Here is an 18,916-nt window from a genome sequence, read left to right as displayed (position 1 = left end):
GGACGACAGCGGACAAAGATGGTCGACATGGCAACTTCTCACGACATCCTCCGGCTGACTGCGTTCAGTTCGGATCCGGCCGGCGGTAATCCGGCCGGCGTAGTGCTCGACGCGCGCGGACTCGACGACTCCGAATTACAATCTGTTGCAGCCGAAATCGGGTATGCCGAGACGGCGTTCCTCATCGAACCGGAACTCGGAGGCAACCCGCGCCACAGCCGGATCCGGTACTTCTCCCCTATCGCCGAAGTACCGTTCTGCGGTCATGCCACTATTGCGACGGCCATCGCTCTCACCGAGCGAGACGGCGACGGAACCTTCACATTCGAAACACCGATCGGACCGGTATCCATCGACACGGCGACCGACGAGGACGGAAGGTCCACCGCGACCTTCACCAGCGTCGAACCGTCGGTCTCGCCGATCGATCACGCCGTGCTGACAGCGCTGCTCGGGCTCATCGGCGTCGATTCGTCTGCGCTCGACGCGCGGTATCCCGCAATGCTTTCGTACGCCGGCAACACTCACCCGATCGTCGTACTTCGTGATCAGTCGACATTCGACGAGTTCACCTTCGATCCATCCGCAATGCGAACTCTGATGGACGCGCAGGGATGGGCCGGCACGGTGACGATCCTGCATCCCCTCGACGACAACACCTTTGAAGCCCGAAATCTGTTTCCGGTGGGAAACATCGTCGAGGATCCCGCAACCGGGTCCGCAGCGGCATCGACCGGCGGTTACCTGCGCAAACTCGAACCCGCGGCCACTCCGCGGCGGATCACCATCCACCAGGGCCGACACGTCGGGCGTCCCAGTGTGCTCGAAGTCGACATCCCAGTCGACGGCGGTATCTCGGTCACCGGCACCGCAGTGCCCGTCGTCGACGGGCAATAGTCAACCTCAGCGATGAGTTCCTCCCCGCCGGCGGGTCTATTCACCAGAGCGACGTCACAAGAGCATCGCATCGAGCCGGGAGAACATCATGTCTGCAATCGCTTCAACCGCACACAACCTCCACCTCACCAAGCCGCGTGCCGTACTCGGCGCCACGGTCATGGCCCTCGTCGCCAACCTGATCCTGTGGTTGATCGGCCTGGCATCGGGCGGATCGTTCGAGATGACAGATCAGGGAAAGGTGGCGAGCGTAGCTCCCGGCGGGGTCATCACACTTACGGTAGTGCCGTTGCTGGTCGGTTTGTCGCTCGCAATGTTGATCTCACTGAAGTGGGAGCCGATCATCCGCATCGCTCAGGTCGTGGGTGCAGTGTTTGCGCTCGGCACCATCGCCCTGACGATCGCCGCGGACTTCGACGCCGCCAGCACGGTCACGCTCGCGCTGATGCACGTGGTTGTCGCCGCGAGCGTGGTCGTCGCGCTCGAGGCCGTACGTCGGTCTCCGTCGAACTAGACCGCGGTAGGCGGCGCGGAATACGTCTCGACGATCTCGGCTGCCACGTCACGCAACTTGGTGTTCGTGGTCTGAGACTGCTTGCGCAGCATGTGAAATGCGGTGTCGGCGTCGATTCGATGGATGGCCATCAGCATGCCTTTGGCCTGTTCGATCGGCGCCCGAGTCTCGAGCGCGCGTTGCAGGGCGTCAGCTACGGCCTTGGCAGATTTGAAACGGGAGAAGTCTCCGATCGCGCGTGAGACTGTTGTCGTGAGAATCTCCATGACTTCCGCGTCGACGCTGTCGAAGGCCGCTGGGGCACGTCCGTACAGGTTGAACGAACCGAGTCGCTGATCCGGCGTGAAGAGCGGCGCCGCGAGAAAGGACTTGATCCCTTCGTCCTTCGCGGCCGCCGCGAACCGCGGCCAGCGTTCCGCGCTGGTCTCGGCATCAACGACTACGGTTTCACCGGTTCGAGCCGCGTGCAGACATGGTCCGTCGCCGGCGTCGTATTGCTCGATGTCGACGCGCAGGGTCCGCGAATCGGTATGAACGGCGGTGTAGGTCTGCCCGGCAAGATCGATGGTGACGCCGATGCTGTCGGCGCCGTCGATGGCGTCGTTCGCGATTTCGACGGCGCGCTGGAGCAGAACCACGAGTTCGTCCTCGTCGCCGATACTTCCCCCGAGCGCTGCCAGCAACTCTCTGACCGCACGTGCCGTCAGCCGAGTTTCCGCAGCCTCGACGGCGACGTCAGCACCCGTTGCCGTCGCATCGTCCGGCAGTACCGACGGCACCGAATCCTCGGTTCTCGGGTCGAAGCCTCTGGGGTCGAAAGCGGTATCCACGACGAAGCATTCTTCCAGTTTCACGGGCACCAAGGAGAGTGAGTTCGGTGACAGAACCCGGCAAACCGCCGAGTCGTCATCGCCATCGATCGAGTGCGACACCGAGATTCCGCCTCGCCCGAGTGTGCTGGCCACGAACCGCGTCCGGACTCAGTTCCAGGACAACAGCGATCTGCGGATACGTCATGCCCTCCACTTCTCGCAAGACCCAGGCAGCACGCTGACGCAGTGGCAGGCGATCGAGTTCGGATTCCAGGGCATCGAGAAATGCTGTGCCGCAGACTTCTTCGCTCGGATCACGCAAACGGGGATCAGCTTCTTCCCGGAGTTCGTCCATATCGGCGGCGCAGGAGCCGACTTTTCGATAGAAATCCGAGATCTTGCGAGAACAGATCGCGAACAACCAGGTCTTGGTGCTCGAGCGCCGCTGAAACCCCGGAAGTTGGCGCCACGCAGCGACGCAGGTTTCCTGGACGATGTCGTCGACGTCACTCTCGCTCGCGAGCAGTCGACGGGCAAATCGATACAAGTGCGGGCCGTATCGGCGGACGATGACGTCGAAGGCCGCGTGATCGCCGAGCATTGCCGAGTCGACCAGCACCTCGTCACTGAAGTCGGTCAGCAAGCCGTCGAATTGATCTGTCACCGCGCACACTCCTACTAGGGAGCCGTCGCGGGAGTGAGGCCTGGCTATTCTACCGCGTCCACGTCGACACCCGCGGGAGCGCTCTCAGGCTTCGAGTGCGGAAGCAATGACGGGGAGCCCGATAGGCGCCCCACCGTTGATCAGTTTCTCGAGTAGATCCTGATCGAGGTGCTGCTCGACGAGATCAGCGAGAAGGTCGAGTTGTTGTTCTCGCACCGCGGCAACCGCGGTGTCGGGTGCAGCAACAAAACCGGGAACCGCGAGCTCACGCAGCAGGCTGCGCCGAAAGTCGTCACTTTCCAGGAGACCGTGCCAGTGTGTCCCTCGAACAGGCCCTTGCACACTGCCTTCCGGCATACCGCTCGAGTCCGCCAGCAATGGGCGGTCCCCGTTGCGCACGACGCGTCCGTGATGAATCTCGTACCCGGACACCGAGATACCGTCTGCCGTACCGGTCATCTGCGCCAACACCTTGTCCGGAGCGAACTCGACATCGAGGTCCAGCAGACCCAGTCCCGCGGTGGTCCCTGATCCTGATTCGACGTCGTCGACGATGGAATTACCCAGCATCTGGTAACCGCCGCAGATTCCCAGGACTGCTTGCCCGCGACCTGCTCGCGCGACGATCTCGTCGGCCAGGCCGGTACTTCGCAACCACTCGAGGTCACTCACGGTGGACTTACTACCGGGGATCACCACGAGGTCCGCGTCGCGAATCCGCGACGGATCGGTCACCCACGAAACTGCCACGCCCGGTTCACATGCCAGTGCCTCGACGTCCGTGGAGTTGGAGATGCGCGGGAGCCGAACCGCAGCAACGGTGAGCCAGGCCGAACCGACGGGTGGGCCCGGGCGCCCGACCGGGGCATTGCCGGTGACGCCAAGCGAATCCTCGGCGTCGAGCCAAAGATCGTCGGCAAACGGGATCACTCCGAGAGTGGGTCGACCGGTGAGGCTGCGCAGTTGTTCCAGTCCGGGTTCCAACAGTGCAACGTCACCGCGGAATTTGTTGATCACAAATCCCGCGATCAATGCCTGGTCGCTGGGCGAGAGCACAGCAACGGTCCCGAACAGATGGGCCAGGACGCCGCCGCGATCGATGTCACCGACGACGACGACCGGAATCCGCGCAGCCTCAGCCAATCCCATGTTGGCAAGATCCGTTGCGCGCAAGTTGATTTCGGCCGGTGAACCGGCGCCTTCACAGATCACGACGTCGAACTCGGATCGAAGCGATTCGAGATCTTCGGCCACGACGGCGCGAAGCCACTGCCGATGCTGCATGTAGTCGCGAGCACCCACTGTGGTCATCGCCTTGCCCCGAACAACCAATTGCGACGTGCGGTCACTTCCAGGCTTGAGCAGCACCGGATTGAATCGAACACTCGGCTCCAGACCGCATGCACGCGCCTGAAGTGCCTGCGCACGGCCGATCTCTCCGCCGTCCAGCGTGACCACGGAGTTGTTCGACATGTTCTGCGCCTTGAACGGCGCCACTCGGACGCCTCGACGCGCCAACATGCGACACAATCCGGCCACAAGAACGCTCTTGCCTGCGTCGGAAGTAGTGCCGGCTACCAGCAGAGCGCCGCGCATCTCCGAACTCAAGGCAGGGTGAGAATCTCTGCACCGGTCTCGGTGACCACCAAGGTGTGCTCGAACTGCGCCGTCCACTTACGGTCCTTGGTGACGACGGTCCAACCGTCCTCCCAGATCTCGTAGTCGATACCACCGAGGTTGATCATCGGTTCGATCGTGAAGACCATGCCCGGTTCGATGATCGTCTCGACCGCGGGCTCGTCGTAGTGCAGGATCACGAGGCCGTTGTGGAAGGTCTCGCCGATTCCGTGTCCGGTGAAGTCCCGGACGACGCCGTACCCGAACCGATGGGCGTAGGACTCGATGACACGTCCGATCACGTTGAGCGCGCGGCCGGGCTTGACGGCTTTGATGGCCCGCATCGTTGCCTCGTGTGTGCGCTCGACGAGCAAGCGGTTCTCTTCGGACACGTCACCGGCGAGGAATGTCGCATTGGTGTCGCCGTGTACCCCGTTGATGAACGCGGTGACGTCGATATTGACGATGTCGCCGTCCTGGATCACAGTCGAGTCGGGGATTCCGTGGCAGATCACCTCGTTGAGAGACGTGCAGCACGACTTGGGAAAGCTCTTGTAGCCCAACGTCGACGGGTATGCACCGTGGTCGAGCATGAACTCGTGTGCGATGCGGTCGAGTTCGTCGGTCGTGACACCGGGAGCGACAGCCTTGCCGGCTTCCTGCAGCGCGCCTGCAGCGATCTTGCTGGCGATGCGCATCGCCTCGATCGTTTCCGGCGTCTGAACCCAGGGCTCGTTGCCCTCTTTGGCGGTCGGCTTCCACGCGTACTCGGGCCGCTCGATCTTCGAGGGCACAGCGAGGACGGGAGAGACGGTTCCAGGGACCAATGGGGTACGCACAGACATGCAGAACAGCCTAGACCTCGCGTCGCGCGTCAGCCGGATGCACTCCAGTTCCGGAAAACCGGGTCGACGAGAATTCTGACGGGGGTCGACATCGTCTGTCCGAATTCCTCGAAGAGCACGTCGCGAGATTCGAAGGTGCCCAGATCGCGGTCGACGAATTCGGAGAAGTCCAAGCAATCACACGAAACAGACTTGCCCCAACTGATCGGAGCGCGTCCGATCGCGTCGAACAGTGTCTCCTTGCCGGTATTCGTGAACGGTTCGAGCGCTGAGACCACCGCAGGTGAAACGATCTCGGAGATGTCCTGCCAGCGTCCGTCGACCAGAAATTCCGGCCACGCCAGCAGCACTGACTTCGGAATCACCGCATGTAGACGCCGAAATCTCGGGTACCAGAATTCCCCGCGTAGTACGAGACCGCGTACTCGGGTGGCGATACCTCGGCGGCGAGCCAACGCTTCGACGATAGCCAGTCTCTGACTGCAGGATCCGCGCTCTCGACTCAATGTCACCGAGACGGGTTGCCGGTCGTCGAGGCCGTACACCGGCCGAATATTTGCAGCGACGCTGCGATGCGCCGACACCAGGAACTCCTGCACCGACTGGATCGCACCTTCTGCAATGTCCTCGTAGAGGCGGGCCACGTCGTCGTGGCCCCAGTCGAGGATCGGAGTTGCGGCCACATCGCCACCCGACGCGTCGTGGCGGATGTCACCTTTGCGGATTCCACCGAGCAGTACGCACGTCATGTCTCAACCGTAGTGCGCGACCGGAATCGGTGGAGCCTGACAGAATCCCAACCGTGAAGAAATGGCTGTTGTTGATCACCGCGATCCTCACCGAGGTGTCTGCGACGCTGTCGTTGCGCGCCGCCCTCGATCACCCGGCTTGGTACATCGTGGTCGTCGGCGGATATCTCGCAGCATTCACCGCCTTGTCGTTCGTCCTGCGGGAGGGCATGGGACTCGGTGTTGCATACGGAATCTGGGGCGCAACCGGAGTTGTCCTGACCGCAGTATTCGCAACGGCCCTTTTCGGAGATCCTCTGACGGCCACCATGGGCGTCGGGATTGCACTGGTCATCGGCGGAGTGCTGTGCGTCGAACTCGGCTCCCAGGCTGCCGCCGACAGCGGGCCGGCGGACCCAGCATGACCTTCGTATTTCTGATCGCTGCAATTATTTCCGAGGTCACCGCGACGTTGTCACTACGGATGGCGTCGCAGGACGGCAGCGACAAACGATGGCTCGCGGTTGTCACCGTGGGGTATCTCGCCGCTTTCGCCTTCCTGACCCTCGCGCTCGACGCGGGCCTCACCATCGGCGTCGCATACGGAATCTGGACCGCATGTGGAGTGGCGTTGACGGCAATCGCATCCCGTATTCTCTTTCGCGAACCGCTGACCAGGCTCATGATGGTCGGGATCGGCCTCATCGCGGCAGGCGTGCTTCTCATCGAACTCGGTGCGAGTCACTGATCGCTGCCCACATCAGTGTAAGGTTTACCTAACTTTGCTCTGGAGGTAGTCCACGGTGCTGATCCCTGCCCTTCGTGAAATCGACGACGGTCCACAGCTGGACGACGATTCCCACTTACGGGAATCCGACCGCCACACTCCGATGGCGCGCGCCGTCCCGGCGCCGTTCCAACTCACGACGTACATCGTCGAGACCGACCACATCACCCGGTGGCCAGAGCACGCTCACATCGAGCACGAACTGATCTGGTCCGACCGCGGTGTCGTCAACATGATCATCGACAATCAACTCTGGACCGTCACGCCCGGCGTCGGCCTGTGGATCCCCCGCGGGGTCCTCCACGAAGGTCAGGCAAATCCCCACGTCGCATTCCGCGCCACGCTCTTCACCCCCGAGCTGTGGACCCCCGCCTGGAACGAACCGTGCATCGTGACACTGAGTGAGGCAGCCCGGGCACTGCTGATACACCTCGCCCACACCGGAATGCCTGCAGAACAACGCCTTCGGGCACAGCAGGTTTGTGTCGATCTCCTCACGCCGGCATCAGCACCTCACTTCGACGTACCGATCCCCCGAGATCCGCGGCTACGGATGCTCGTCGACAAAGTGCTGTCGGATCCCGCCGACGATCGATCACTCGATCAGTGGGCTCACGTTCTCAATCTCAGCCGACGTACGGTCACCCGGATTTTTGCCGCGGAACTCGCCTTGAGCTTTGCGCAGTGGCGCACTCTGGTTCGTATGAGCACGGCCCTCGGCATGCTCGGGACCGGAATGAGTGTGAACGCCGTCAGCCGCCGTGTCGGTTACGGGACGTCGAGTTCCTTCATCGCCGCTTTTCGCAAGACGGTCGGCTACACCCCCGGCAATGCGCTCGCCGCTGTCAACTGACTCGAGCCTGACCTGTTGTCGACATCGGCTGGCCCCTTCGCTACACGCACGCGCCCTACATTCACTTAGGTAAGCCTGCTCTCATGCGCGTACTGCGCTGAGTCGTGCAAGCACTTCCCTGATCAATCCCGAGGAGTTTCGCGTGTTCAGATCTGCCCGTCAGAGAATTCGTCCCCAGCGGAGGCGACGAATCGTTGTTGCGCTCATGCTGGCGGCGGCACTGCCTCTGACCGCCTGCACACAGTCGTCATCGGACGCCCAGGAAAACAATTCATCGGCATCCGCCGTCGAGGACGGCGCCTATCCCGTGACGATCAAGCACGCTTTCGGCGGGACCACCATCGACAAGGAGCCGACACGGATCCTCACCCTCGATTCCGCAGCGGCAGACACGGTCATCGCCCTGGGTGTCACTCCGATCGCGATGCAGAAGGACTCTTGGGCCGGCGACGCCGACGGGTTCCTGCCGTGGACCCGCGCCGAACTCGAAAAGTCGGGCCAGACGCTGCCCACGCCTGCGCCGTACTACTCCGACAGCGGCGAGCTACTGTTCGAGCAGATTCTCAATGCCGCGCCTGATCTGATTCTTGCCCCGTACTCGGGCTTCTCCGAGCAGGATTACCAGCGCCTGAGCTCGATCGCCCCGACCCTCCCGTACGACACCAAGCCGTATCAGCCCAGCTCGTGGCAAAACCTCGCCACCGATGTCGGCAAGGCACTCGGGCGTCCCGCTCAAACCGCGGCGCTGATCAAGTCGGTTGAGGAATCGGTCCAGGAATCGAAGGCGAGTCATCCCGAATTCAACGGAGTCACTTTCGCCTTCGGTTCCTACATCCGTGAAGGAGAAACCGAAACCGCCATCTACGGTCCGGACGATCCGCGCGTCAAGTTTGTCGAAAACCTCGGGCTCACAGTCGCTCCCGACGTGGTGAACGGCGCCAAGAACTTTGCCGGCGACTCGTTCCTTTTCGGCATCAGTATGGAAAAGCTCGACACGATCGACACCGACGTGTATCTCGGTTGGGCAAGCGATCAGTCGGAAGTCGACAGCACATTGGCCAACACTCTGTTCTCGCGGTGGCCGGTCATCGCCAACGGCAAGGACCTGTGGATCACCGACAATCGCCTGACTGCAGCGACAATGTACGTCAGCCTTCTGAGTGTTCCGTGGGCGACCGACGAACTCGTGCCACAGTTGACCGAACTGGTCGCAAAATAGCAGCCCGCTCGGTCTGATCAAGCAACTGAAGGCCACTCACCGCGAAGTGTCGCGAAAACCACGGTGTCGGTCCACTCGTTCTTGATCCACGCGTTCTGCCGAAAATGTCCCTCTCGCCTCATACCGATCCGCTGCGCGAGTCGCGCCGAGGATTCGTTTCTCGAATCCATTCGCGCGACCACGCGGCGCAATCGGGGTGTCGCGAACGCGAGGTCGATCAGAGCGGTCACTGCTTCCGTCGCGAATCCTCGGCCGCCGAACTCGGGCGAAAATGCCCACCCGAGTTCGGCGGTGTGCTCGACTTCGGCTGTGCAATCAGATTCTTCGACTCGCCAAGCACTCACGCTTCCGACAACCCGGCCCCCGTACTCGACAACAAGTGCCACCGCGCCCGATGCCAGGTCGCGGCGAGACATTCTGGTCTGCACGGCCTCCCGAGCCTCCGCGAGACTCCAGGGTTCGTTGAGCAAATATCGGCATACGTCGCTGCGCCCGTAGAAGGTGAGAAGATCCCGGTGATCGCCTGGGCGGTAGGTACGGAGCACCAGCCGGTCCGTCCGGATCACACCCGGTGCAGGCCTCATCGCCACACCTACGTCCGCCATATCCATGCCGTCACGGTAGGTTCTTTCGGATTCGTAGGCGAATGAATATCGCAATGCTGTGCAGCGCTCAATGTTTGATTTGCCCTCCGACGGGCTACTTCACCACCGTAAAAGGTCGGGACAGGGAAATATGCCAGGCTATTTCGCGCTTGAAATCTAGGGGCGGTCATGTCCGAGGATTCACTGGTAAAGCAGGGTGTGGCAAAAGGAAGCGCGCTGGGCGGAGCCGTTCTCCTCATCACAGTCGGCGTGCTCGAAATCCTCCAAGGCATCTCGGCGATATCGGAGGACGACGTGACAGTCGTCGGCCCGGAATACACGTACCAATTCGACCTCACTTCGTGGGGATGGATCCACCTCGTACTCGGTGTGCTCGTCACCGCTGTCGGAATCATGCTCTTCACCGGCGCGACGTGGGCACGGGTAGGCGCGATAGTCATCTGTTCTCTGTCGATCCTCGCGAATTTCCTGTGGCTACCCCACTCGCCGTGGTGGTCGATCATCATCATCGCGCTCGACGTATTCGTCATCTGGGCCGTCGCGACCTGGAATCCCGAGGTCATCTGAGGTCACCCGCCGAATCATCTTCGCAGTTCAGCATTTCAACTGTGCGCCAGTAGTTTCCGTCCCGGGAGGACCATCATGGCAAACGGCACGAGCGACGGACCACTCCAGGAGGACGAACGTGCCGAACTAGCCCGGTTGCGCGAAGAGGTAGCAACACTTCGCGAGCAGACTCCCAGCGCCCGCGAAACGACCGTCGAGAAAGTCTCCCGACCACCTCGACATGGGCTGCGGTGGACCGCGGTGACAATCCTGCTGGTGCTGGTCGCACTGCTCGCAGTCTTGTCGGTAACCACCCGCTTCGTACGTAGTCAGATCCTCGACACGGACCGCTACGTCAGCACGGTAGCGCCACTGGGTGAGAATCCAGCCGTGCAAGCGGAGATCACGAATCAAGTCACGGACGAGATCTTCGATCGCGTCGACGTCGAAGGGCTCACCACCGAGGCACTCACAGCATTGACGGACGTGTCGAATCTCGAAGCCAACGCCCCTCGCGTGGACCAGGCGTTGGTGGGTTTGGCACCGGTGATCGCCGGCCAGGCGAAGAGTTTCGTCCACGACACAGTGGCCTCGCTCGTTCGGACGCAGCAGTTCGAAGACCTTTGGATTCAGGCGAACCGAGCGGCGCACAACTCCCTCGTCGCCGTCATGACCGGAAACTACGGACCCGACTCGGTCGAGGTCGACCAGAGCGGAACGGTCAGCATTTCACTGAGCACGATCATCGACCGGGTGAAAACGGCGCTGACCGACCGCGGCTTCGCTTTCGCAGACAAAATCCCGTCCGTGGACAAGGAGTTTGTTCTCTTCCAGTCCCCCGAGCTGGTGAAGGCGCAGCGAGCCGTCTCGGCACTCGACAAGGTCTCGGCGGTGCTGCCGTGGTTGGGAATCGCTTGCGCAGCAGCCGCTGTCGCCGTTGCGCCAACCGGTCGCAGGCTTCGTACGCTGTCCCTGGTCGGTCTGTCGATTGCGTTGGGAATGCTTGTTCTTGCCATCGGAATTCTGATCGGACGTGCAATCTACCTCGACAGTGTCCCTACCGATATCCTCTCGCCAGACGCCGCCACCGCTGTCATCGACACAGTTCTGGTTCCGCTTCGGACGAGCCTTCGCGCGGTTGCGGTCCTCGGTGTGGTGGTGGGGCTCGGCGCCTACCTGATCGGTGGTTCGTCGTCGGCGATCGCCGTTCGTCGAGGCTACGGGCAGGCGTTGGACTTCGTCCGGCATTCTGCAAGCGGCCGAACGCCGAATCAGGTGGAGCGGTGGGCCAATCAGCTTCGTGTCCCACTGCGCTGTGCCATCATCGGCATCGCCGCACTGTTGCTGCTCTTCTGGCGCTACCCCACCGGATTGGTCGTTGGTTGGATCGTCGTCATTGCGCTCGTTGCTCTCGTCGCACTGGAAGTATTGGTTCGTCCCGCACGCGCCGCCGCGCAGGACGCCGCGCCTGACGACGGCGGAACCGACGACGCCAGGCCCGGGGCAGAAGATACGAAAACTACGCCAGCGCCTTTGCCTTGATGGCCTGGAATTCCTCTTCGTTGATCGCGCCTGAGTCGAGAAGCTCTCTGGCGTCGGCGATCTGCTGAGTCGGCGATTTCCCGGCGACCTTTCGAATGTAATCACTCTGCGCGTGTATGTGCTCTTGAGCGGCTTCCATCGACCGCCTCGTCATTCCGTCATTCTTGACGACCACGTAGATCATCGCGGACAGGAATGGAATGACGAAGAGGAATATCATCCACAACGCCTTGGCCCAGCCCGAAGTCTCGTGATCACGGAACAAGTCGGTGATGATCGAGAACAACACGCTCAAGTACGCCACAAAGGCAAAGCAGACGAAGATGAACCAGAAGAATTCCCAGAAGCCTTCCATGTCAACGCTCCCTGTACTCGGTTTTACACATCAGGAGTTCGGGAGGCTGACGTTCCGCGCCTGAGCTCCTGCATTCGGCCAGAACTCCCTGGTCCAAGGTCATTTCAGTATGCGCCGACGATCCCCGTTCCGGCTACAGCTCGAGAGAGTTCAGACTCGCCGACCGCTCATCCATTATCGGAATCACGATTCTCCGATCCGAGATCTCTTGTCTGGCCGCTTTTTCGACCAGAAGAGGCACGAAGTCGCGGATCCGACATCCCGCAAAACGCTGGTGAATTGTTCGCACTCTGTTTTCGATCTCCGGTGGAGGAACGGCGGGATAGCGGGAAATGAGGCGAGTGATCACCCGCTCGACGTGGAGCAACTCTTCGTCGCCAGTCATCCATTAATGGTCGTCCGTCCAGCCGAGCACGTCAAGACTCGGAAAGGGTTCGAAAACAACACGATTCGGGTCTCGATTGCGAAGAGAATAGGTTCACCGAATATGGGGCATACACATAAGGGCGGACGGTTCCCCGCGCGCTCGCGTTGCGCTCATGATGCCAGGGAGTGGAAGTGGGAAAGAACGCTCGGATTCTTCACGACGACACCCCGTCGACCCTTACCGACGACGCGCCGCCCGTGGCAGAAAAGCCGATGAAGAACAAGGTGTACCGCCGCAAACTCAAGCCGTTGCACGGCGAACTCGTGGCTTTGCAGGAGTGGGTCAAATCGTCTGGAGCCAAGGTCTGCATCGTATTCGAAGGTCGAGATACCGCGGGGAAGGGCGGTGTCATCAAAGCCATCACCGAGCGAGTGAGTCCGCGAGTGTTCCGGGTCGTTGCGTTACCCGCCCCGACCGAGCGAGAGCATTCGCAGATGTATGTCCAGCGCTACGTCCCGCATCTTCCGGCTGGCGGTGAGATCGTCATCTTCGACCGAAGTTGGTACAACCGTGCCGGTGTAGAACGAGTAATGGGCTTTTGCACCGAAGAACAAGCACATCAATTTCTCCAGCTCATTCCGACCGTCGAACGCGCGATCGTCGAATCGGGAGTCATTCTGCTCAAGTACTGGCTCGAGGTCAGCGAAGAACAGCAGCTCTTACGTCTGCAGAGCCGGATCGACGACCCTCGAAAGATCTGGAAGCTGTCGAATCTCGATCTGAAGTCGTTCAGTCATTGGTACGACTACTCGCGTGCCCGCGACGAGATGTTTCGCTTCACCGACACCGGCTGGGCGCCATGGTATGTCGCAAACAACAATGACAAGAAACGCGGACGACTCAACATCATCAGCCACATTCTGAGTCAGATCCCCTACGAGCCCGTGCAATCCACGGACATCACCCTGCCGAAACGGCAGAAGGCTCACGGCTACCAGACGCCCAAACAACCGCTGCACTGGATTCCGACCCGGTATTGACGATCGCCAAGGAAAGGATGTGCGGTCATGAGCCCCACGCCGTGGCATGCGCAGAGTGGCGAATCAGTCGTGTCCGTACTGCAGTCGGACCCGGAGCGCGGACTGCAGTCGGATGAGGCCGACCAACGGCGACGACGCTACGGGTCGAACGAAATCACCTCGACGCCACCGCCGTCGACGTGGTCGATCGCGCTGTTGCAGCTGAAAGATCCGATGAACTTGATGCTCGTCGCCGTGGCCGCGGTCAGCATCGCCATCGGTGAAGTGCCGACAGCAATCGTGGTGGCGGTGCTCGTCGTGCTCAACATCGTCCTCGGAACTCGACGGGAGTTGAAGGCACGGGCCAGCGTCGACGCCCTCGCCAAGATGCAGACGCCCCAAGCACGGGTCATTCGTGACGGGAACCTGATTCAACTCGACGCTACCGAACTGGTGCCGGGTGACATCGTCCAAGTCGAGGCAGGAGACATCATCGCTGCCGACGGACGGTTGCTCGCCACCACCACCCTGGAGACGCAGGAAGCCGCATTGACCGGGGAAAGCGCGCCGATACCGAAGGACCCGAATACGCTGAACAACGAGGATATTCCGCTCGGAGACCGCAGCAATCTGGTCTTCCAGAACACCTCGGTCACCCGCGGCACGGCGACCATGGTGGTCACCGAGACCGGGATGCAGACGCAGATAGGCCGGATCGCGTCGATGTTGTCGGCGGTCGCCCCTGGCAAGTCGCCACTTCAACGTGAATTGGACTCTCTCACCAAACTTCTCGGAATCATCGCGTGGACGGCAGTGATCGTCATCGTCGTCATCGGGCTCCTTCGTGGGCAGGACCTGACTACGCTTCTGCTCCTTGGTATCGCAATGGGAGTGTCCGCGATTCCGACCGGCCTGCCAACATTCGTCCAGGCGATGCTGGCCTACGGTGCCCGTCAACTGGCCGACGCCAAGGCCGTCGTGAAGAACCTGACCGACGTCGAAACACTCGGCGCGACCAGTGCAATCAACTCGGACAAGACCGGCACGCTGACCATGAACCAGATGACCGTCCGATCGCTGTACGTCCACGGCCGTTGGTACACGGTCGAGGGCGAAGGCTATGCCAAAGCGGGAAGGATAACGCAGGTTGCCGGCGAGGCGCCGCCCGACTTCACCCTTCTCGCATACGGACTGTGTCTCGACAGCGATGCAACGGTTTCCGATTCCGGGGAAGTTGTCGGCGACCCGACCGAGGCCGCGCTCGTGGTGCTCGCGGCAAAGATCGGTGCCGACGCCCCACTCACCAGACGGACCTACCCGCGGGTGGCGACGGTTCCGTTCGATTCCGCGTACAAGTTCATGGCCACGTACCACCATCTCGAAGTCGACGGCGTAAGTCAGTTCGTCGGATTGGTCAAGGGCGGACCCGATGTCGTCCTCGCTCGGTGTTCTTCGGCCTTTCTCCCCGGCCGTCGGCAGGTCCCGATCGAGGAAGTCCGAGACGAACTCACGGCAGCAAATCAGTCCATGTCCGAAAAGGGTCTTCGGGTGCTGGCATTCGCGGTCAGACGCCTCGACGGACGGGAAGACGCTGTCGTGGCCGACCCCATGTCCTTTGTCGAGGACCTGACGTTTGTCGGTATGGCAGGCATCATCGACCCGCTGCGTCCGGAGGCGGTCGATTCGGTGCGAACCGCACACCGGGCCGGCATCGAGGTCCGCATGATCACCGGCGACCATGCCATCACCGCCGCAGCGATCGGTGCCGAACTCGGACTCGGCCCGGGCTCGGTGGGCGGAGGCGAGTTGCAAGCGATGACCGATGAAGAACTGTCGACCGCGTTGCCGAACCTGCACGTGTTCGGCCGCGTCACTCCGCAGGACAAACTTCGCTTGGTCGATGTCATGCAGAGCGGTGGCGCCGTCGTCGCGATGACCGGAGACGCGGTCAACGACGCCGCCGCGTTGAAGAAGGCAGACATCGGCGTCGCCATGGGCTCGGGCAGTGAGGTGACCAAACAGGCGGGCAAGATGGTGCTCACCGACGACAACTTCGGCACCCTCATCACCGCGATCACTTTGGGCCGCAACATCTACGGAAAAATCGTCTCGTACATCCGCTACCAGATGTCGAAACTCTTCTCCTTGGTTCTCCTCTTCCTCGCTGCGAGCATCTTCAACATCAACGAGGGTGTGGCACTGACGCCACTGATGGTGCTGTTCCAGCACTTCTTCATCACACTGTTCCCCGTCGCCGTGATCATGCTCGACCCGCCGCCACCGGATCTGATGAACAAGCCTCCGCGCGATCCCAAGATGCCGATCGCACATCGAAGCGCAGTCGCTCAGTGGCTCGCGTACGGTGTCCTGCAATTTGCCGTGACACTCGCGGCGATGCTTCTCGCACCCGGTGAAATGAGTACTTCCGATGCGAATGTTCCCATGACCACAGCATTCGTAGTGCTCTCTCTCGGTTCGATTCTCGCGGGGCTTACCATGCGGCGTGATCCCGAGTCCGGCGTGGTTCCACCGGTTCTCGGTGCCATCAAGATCTTGACGATCCCCACGGTCGTGACCGTATTCGCCGTCGAGGCGGGCGTCCTCCAGGACCTCCTCATGACAACCTCACTGACCGGCGCCCAGTGGCTCGCCTGCCTGGGTTGGTCGCTGATCATCCCGGTTGTCGTCGAGTTGGACAAGGCAATTCGACGCCGCCGCCTCGCACAGGCACCTGCGCCCCTCCCTGCGACCACCGCGGTTGCCCCCGAGCGCGCCCGTTCGCTCCACTGAGGGAGGACAATCAAACGATGATGTGGGCGGAGAGTCTAGGTCGGCTACCGGGCGTCGCGACTGCCCGTGGGTATCGCCGCGAGTGGTTGCGAACAGACGTCACTGCCGGACTCGTCTTGACTGCCCTGCTCATCCCGGCAGGCATGGGCTACGCCGAGGCCGCCGGGTTGCCTGCGTACGCCGGGCTGTACGCCACCATCGTGCCTTTGCTCGCCTACGCGGTAGTCGGGCCCTCGAAAATCCTTGTACTCGGACCTGATTCGTCACTGGCGCCGCTGATTGCCGCCGCGGTCATACCGCTGGCAGTGGTCGGCGATTCGGAGAATGCGCTTGCACTAGCCGGTGTTCTCGCCATTCTTGTCGGACTCATCCTCGTGATCGGCGGATTCCTTCGTCTCGGCTTCGTGACCGAACTCCTCTCGAAACCGATCCGCCTCGGCTACCTCAATGCCATTGCACTCGTCGTCGTAGTTGGTCAGATTCCCAAGCTGCTCGGATTCTCCGTCGACGCGTCCGGTCTACTCGGTGAAATCGGCGGGATCTCAAAGGCCCTGGTGGGTGGCGACGTCGACCCCCTCGCTGCCGCCATCGGTGTCGGTTCGCTAGTCGTCATAGTCGCCTTCCGGCTCTGGGTACCTGTTGTTCCCGGCGTTCTGGTGGCCGTTGTCGCGGCCATAGTCTTGTCCGCTGCCGCCGGTCTCACCGATGACATCGGCATGGTCGGCGCACTACCGGAAGGACTCCCCCTCCCTTCCGTCGGTGGAGTCACCTGGCAGGACGTCGGCCATCTGATCGGGCCCGCCGCCGGTATCGCATTGATTGCCTTCGCCGACACCGGCGTTCTCTCGCGCACCTTCGCCGCCCGCCACGGCGAGGACGTGAACGGCAGTACCGAAATGAAGGCGATCGGTGTCGCGAACGTGGCCGGCGGGCTGTTCGGCGGGTTTCCGATCTCGGCGAGCGGGTCACGAACTCCGGTAGCCGAACAGAGTGGGGCGCACACACAATTGGCCGGCGTCGTCGGGGCGCTCGCGGTCCTGGTGTTCGTCCTCGTCGCTCCCGGACTCACGGCATATCTGCCCGATGCAACACTGGCCGCCGTCGTCATCGTCGCCGCGTGTGCACTGATCGACGTGGGCGGCATGGTCCGCATGTGGCGCATGAGCACCGTGGAATTCGGCCTCGCCGTCGCGGCGTTTCTGGGCGTCGCCCTGGTCGGTGTGCTACAAGGCATCCTTGTAGCGATCGGACTGTCCTTCGCAGCGGTCATCGCGCAGGTATGGCAGCCACATCGAACCGAACTCGTCGAGACGGGCGAACCCGCCGGATTCCACGACATCGAACGCCATCCAGATGGGCATCGCATCCCCGGCCTGGTGTTGGTGAGGTTTGACGCGCCACTGTTTTTCGCGAACGGCGAGATCTTCGACGAGTACGTTCGCTCCGTCGTCGCCAAGGCGCCAGATCCGGTCGACTGGGTGGTTATAGCCGCCGAACCGATCACCGGACTCGATACAACGGCAGTCGACGAACTCGTCGATCTGGATACATTCCTCGAAGGCAAAGGAATTCGGTTGGCATTCGCAGAGATGAAAGGTCCGATCAAGGATCGACTCATCCGATTCGGAGTCGGGGATCGATTCGATTCGACGCACTTCTACCCGACCGTCGAAGCCGCCGTGAACGCATTCCGCACCCGAACCGACGACTGACAAACGCCAGGCAGTCGGGAGCCGTGGCTGCATTGGGTACCGTTTGGTATGGGATTCACGACGGACAATGTTCCGGCACGCCGTATCGCTCAGGTCGCCGGCGTGGGCGGTATCGCCGTCGGCGTTGTCTCGCTGATCGCGTTGTACTCCACCAAGCCGATCAACCCGTTGATCGCCGTGGCCTCCTTCGTCCCGATACTGCTTGCGGTCACACTCGCAGCGTCCCTGATATGCCTGGTCTTTCGCCGCTGGATCCTGCTGGCGATCTCGGTGGTACTGATTGCGGTGGGCGCGTCGGTGATCAGTCCACTGTATGTGGCAAACAGTTCCGAAATCGACGGGCCGACTCTGCGCGTAATGCAAGCAAACCTTCTCTTCGGGCAGGCAGATCCCGCCAGTTTGACTGCGACGGTTCGCGAGAAGGCAGTCGACGTCCTGACGGTTCAGGAACTGACCACATCACTCGAAGGCTCTCTCAGAGATCAAGGACTCGAGCAACTGCTGCCGCATCACTACTTGGTACCGGACGAGGCCGGCGGGGGTGGCGCCGGTATTTACAGCCGTTATCCGCTGACGGACACTCGGGAATTGAACGGATTCGGACCGACCAATCTTGTTGCCGAAGTGGGCTTCTCGACTCCGTTCACCCTTCTGGCGGTTCACCCCGGACCGGCGTACGTGACCCCGCCCGACGTGTGGACTGCCGAGCTGAGCACTTTGCGAAACGCGCTCGACGCTGCTGCCGCCGAGGAAACCGTCATCGTCAGTGGCGACTTCAACACCACATTCACGCACAAGCAATTCCGTGACCTCCTCGATGTCGGCTACTCCGATGCCGCAGACCAATTGGGAGTAGGCATCGTGCGCACCTATCCGGCGGACAAGAAATTTCCCGCGATCGTCGGCATCGACCATGTACTTCTGCGGGGCGGACAGGCGAAGTCACTCGAGCGGATCGACATCGAAGGTTCCGATCACTTCGGCTTGATCGTCGACGTGGCGATCCCCAACTAGTCGGAGAGCACCCGACCCGCGCGAACGCGT

Annotated in this window: 20 protein-coding genes; 12 read left to right on the top strand and 8 right to left on the bottom strand. The window is 61.7% G+C overall.

Annotation, left to right across the window (positions count from 1 at the left end; all coding sequences use genetic code 11):
• Positions 1-27: 27 nt before the first annotated feature.
• Together AOT96_RS23350 and AOT96_RS23345 are read left to right on the top strand one after the other, a co-directional pair.
• Positions 28-897, top strand: coding sequence for a PhzF family phenazine biosynthesis protein (locus AOT96_RS23350; protein WP_231917303.1), 870 nt, complete (start codon positions 28-30; stop codon positions 895-897).
• A gap of 88 nt (positions 898-985) precedes the next feature.
• On the top strand, positions 986-1,411 hold the full coding sequence (locus AOT96_RS23345) for a DUF6069 family protein (protein ID WP_007734977.1): 426 nt from the start codon (positions 986-988) through the stop codon (positions 1,409-1,411).
• Here AOT96_RS23345 and AOT96_RS23340 read toward each other — a convergent pair.
• The 5 genes from AOT96_RS23340 to AOT96_RS23320 all read right to left on the bottom strand — a co-directional run bounded on the left by AOT96_RS23340 (position 1,408) and on the right by AOT96_RS23320 (position 6,098).
• A complete protein-coding gene (locus AOT96_RS23340) occupies positions 1,408-2,241 on the bottom strand; it encodes a GAF and ANTAR domain-containing protein (protein WP_030535633.1) in 834 nt (277 codons plus the stop codon). The genes AOT96_RS23345 and AOT96_RS23340 overlap by 4 nt on opposite strands.
• Positions 2,242-2,317: 76 nt before the next feature.
• Positions 2,318-2,887, bottom strand: coding sequence for an RNA polymerase sigma factor (locus AOT96_RS23335; RefSeq protein ID WP_007734974.1), 570 nt, complete (start codon positions 2,885-2,887; stop codon positions 2,318-2,320).
• An 84-nt stretch (positions 2,888-2,971) separates the two neighbouring features.
• Positions 2,972-4,483 (bottom strand): cobyric acid synthase, encoded by a 1,512-nt coding sequence (locus tag AOT96_RS23330; RefSeq protein WP_065352390.1) that lies wholly within the window; start codon positions 4,481-4,483, stop codon positions 2,972-2,974.
• Positions 4,484-4,491: 8 nt separating this feature from the next.
• Positions 4,492-5,349, bottom strand: a complete 858-nt coding sequence (gene map / locus AOT96_RS23325; RefSeq protein ID WP_042925817.1) for a type I methionyl aminopeptidase — start codon at positions 5,347-5,349, stop codon at positions 4,492-4,494.
• A gap of 29 nt (positions 5,350-5,378) precedes the next feature.
• Positions 5,379-6,098 carry a transglutaminase domain-containing protein gene (locus tag AOT96_RS23320; RefSeq protein WP_065352389.1) on the bottom strand — a complete coding sequence of 240 codons (720 nt, stop codon included), beginning with the start codon at positions 6,096-6,098 and terminating at the stop codon, positions 5,379-5,381.
• Between the two features lie 53 nt (positions 6,099-6,151).
• Between AOT96_RS23320 and AOT96_RS23315 the strand changes: the two genes are divergently transcribed.
• The 4 genes from AOT96_RS23315 (at position 6,152) to AOT96_RS23300 (ending at position 8,936) form a co-directional block, all read left to right on the top strand.
• Positions 6,152-6,502 carry a DMT family transporter gene (locus AOT96_RS23315; protein ID WP_003942817.1) on the top strand — a complete coding sequence of 117 codons (351 nt, stop codon included), beginning with the start codon at positions 6,152-6,154 and terminating at the stop codon, positions 6,500-6,502.
• Positions 6,499-6,825 carry a DMT family transporter gene (locus AOT96_RS23310; protein WP_003942819.1) on the top strand — a complete coding sequence of 109 codons (327 nt, stop codon included), beginning with the start codon at positions 6,499-6,501 and terminating at the stop codon, positions 6,823-6,825. Before AOT96_RS23315 ends, AOT96_RS23310 begins: the two co-directional genes overlap by 4 nt.
• A 55-nt stretch (positions 6,826-6,880) precedes the next feature.
• On the top strand, positions 6,881-7,717 hold the full coding sequence (locus AOT96_RS23305; RefSeq protein ID WP_007734963.1) for a helix-turn-helix transcriptional regulator: 837 nt from the start codon (positions 6,881-6,883) through the stop codon (positions 7,715-7,717).
• A gap of 142 nt (positions 7,718-7,859) precedes the next feature.
• Positions 7,860-8,936 carry an iron-siderophore ABC transporter substrate-binding protein gene (locus tag AOT96_RS23300; protein ID WP_223304443.1) on the top strand — a complete coding sequence of 359 codons (1,077 nt, stop codon included), beginning with the start codon at positions 7,860-7,862 and terminating at the stop codon, positions 8,934-8,936.
• A gap of 17 nt (positions 8,937-8,953) precedes the next feature.
• On the opposite strand, the gene AOT96_RS23295 is transcribed toward AOT96_RS23300, so the two are convergent.
• The gene (locus AOT96_RS23295) at positions 8,954-9,547 is read right to left on the bottom strand and encodes a GNAT family N-acetyltransferase (protein WP_050656477.1); all 594 of its coding nucleotides are present in this window, start codon (positions 9,545-9,547) and stop codon (positions 8,954-8,956) included.
• Positions 9,548-9,709: 162 nt separating this feature from the next.
• On the opposite strand from AOT96_RS23295, the gene AOT96_RS23290 reads away from it, so the two are divergent.
• Together AOT96_RS23290 and AOT96_RS23285 are read left to right on the top strand one after the other, a co-directional pair.
• Entirely contained in the window at positions 9,710-10,108 is a 399-nt protein-coding gene (locus AOT96_RS23290; protein WP_007734954.1) for a DUF7144 family membrane protein, read from the top strand.
• 75 nt (positions 10,109-10,183) lie between these two features.
• Complete coding sequence (locus AOT96_RS23285; protein WP_054825512.1) at positions 10,184-11,629, top strand: hypothetical protein; 1,446 nt, start codon at positions 10,184-10,186, stop codon at positions 11,627-11,629.
• Here AOT96_RS23285 and AOT96_RS23280 read toward each other — a convergent pair.
• Together AOT96_RS23280 and AOT96_RS36085 are read right to left on the bottom strand one after the other, a co-directional pair.
• On the bottom strand, positions 11,607-11,984 hold the full coding sequence (locus tag AOT96_RS23280; protein WP_007734948.1) for an SHOCT domain-containing protein: 378 nt from the start codon (positions 11,982-11,984) through the stop codon (positions 11,607-11,609). The two genes, AOT96_RS23285 and AOT96_RS23280, sit on opposite strands and share 23 nt — an antisense overlap.
• Positions 11,985-12,117: 133 nt before the next feature.
• Positions 12,118-12,369 carry a three-helix bundle dimerization domain-containing protein gene (locus tag AOT96_RS36085; protein ID WP_007734945.1) on the bottom strand — a complete coding sequence of 84 codons (252 nt, stop codon included), beginning with the start codon at positions 12,367-12,369 and terminating at the stop codon, positions 12,118-12,120.
• A 191-nt stretch (positions 12,370-12,560) separates the two neighbouring features.
• Between AOT96_RS36085 and ppk2 the strand changes: the two genes are divergently transcribed.
• Genes ppk2 through AOT96_RS23255 form a run of 4 tightly spaced genes read left to right on the top strand, consistent with a single transcriptional unit; the run spans position 12,561 to position 18,886 of the window.
• Positions 12,561-13,391: a polyphosphate kinase 2 gene (gene ppk2 / locus AOT96_RS23270; RefSeq protein WP_085989950.1), complete on the top strand. Its 831-nt coding sequence runs from the start codon at positions 12,561-12,563 to the stop codon at positions 13,389-13,391.
• Between the two features lie 27 nt (positions 13,392-13,418).
• Positions 13,419-16,160: a cation-translocating P-type ATPase gene (locus AOT96_RS23265; RefSeq protein WP_065352388.1), complete on the top strand. Its 2,742-nt coding sequence runs from the start codon at positions 13,419-13,421 to the stop codon at positions 16,158-16,160.
• 17 nt (positions 16,161-16,177) lie between these two features.
• Entirely contained in the window at positions 16,178-17,872 is a 1,695-nt protein-coding gene (locus AOT96_RS23260) for a SulP family inorganic anion transporter (RefSeq protein WP_050656482.1), read from the top strand.
• Positions 17,873-17,920: 48 nt separating this feature from the next.
• Positions 17,921-18,886: an endonuclease/exonuclease/phosphatase family protein gene (locus AOT96_RS23255; RefSeq protein ID WP_054187746.1), complete on the top strand. Its 966-nt coding sequence runs from the start codon at positions 17,921-17,923 to the stop codon at positions 18,884-18,886.
• Positions 18,887-18,916 lie beyond the last annotated feature (30 nt).

The sequence above is a fragment of the Rhodococcus sp. 008 genome (assembly GCF_001682295.1).
Classification (GTDB): domain Bacteria; phylum Actinomycetota; class Actinomycetes; order Mycobacteriales; family Mycobacteriaceae; genus Rhodococcus_F; species Rhodococcus_F qingshengii.
This window is presented reverse-complemented; position numbering and strand designations above follow the sequence as displayed.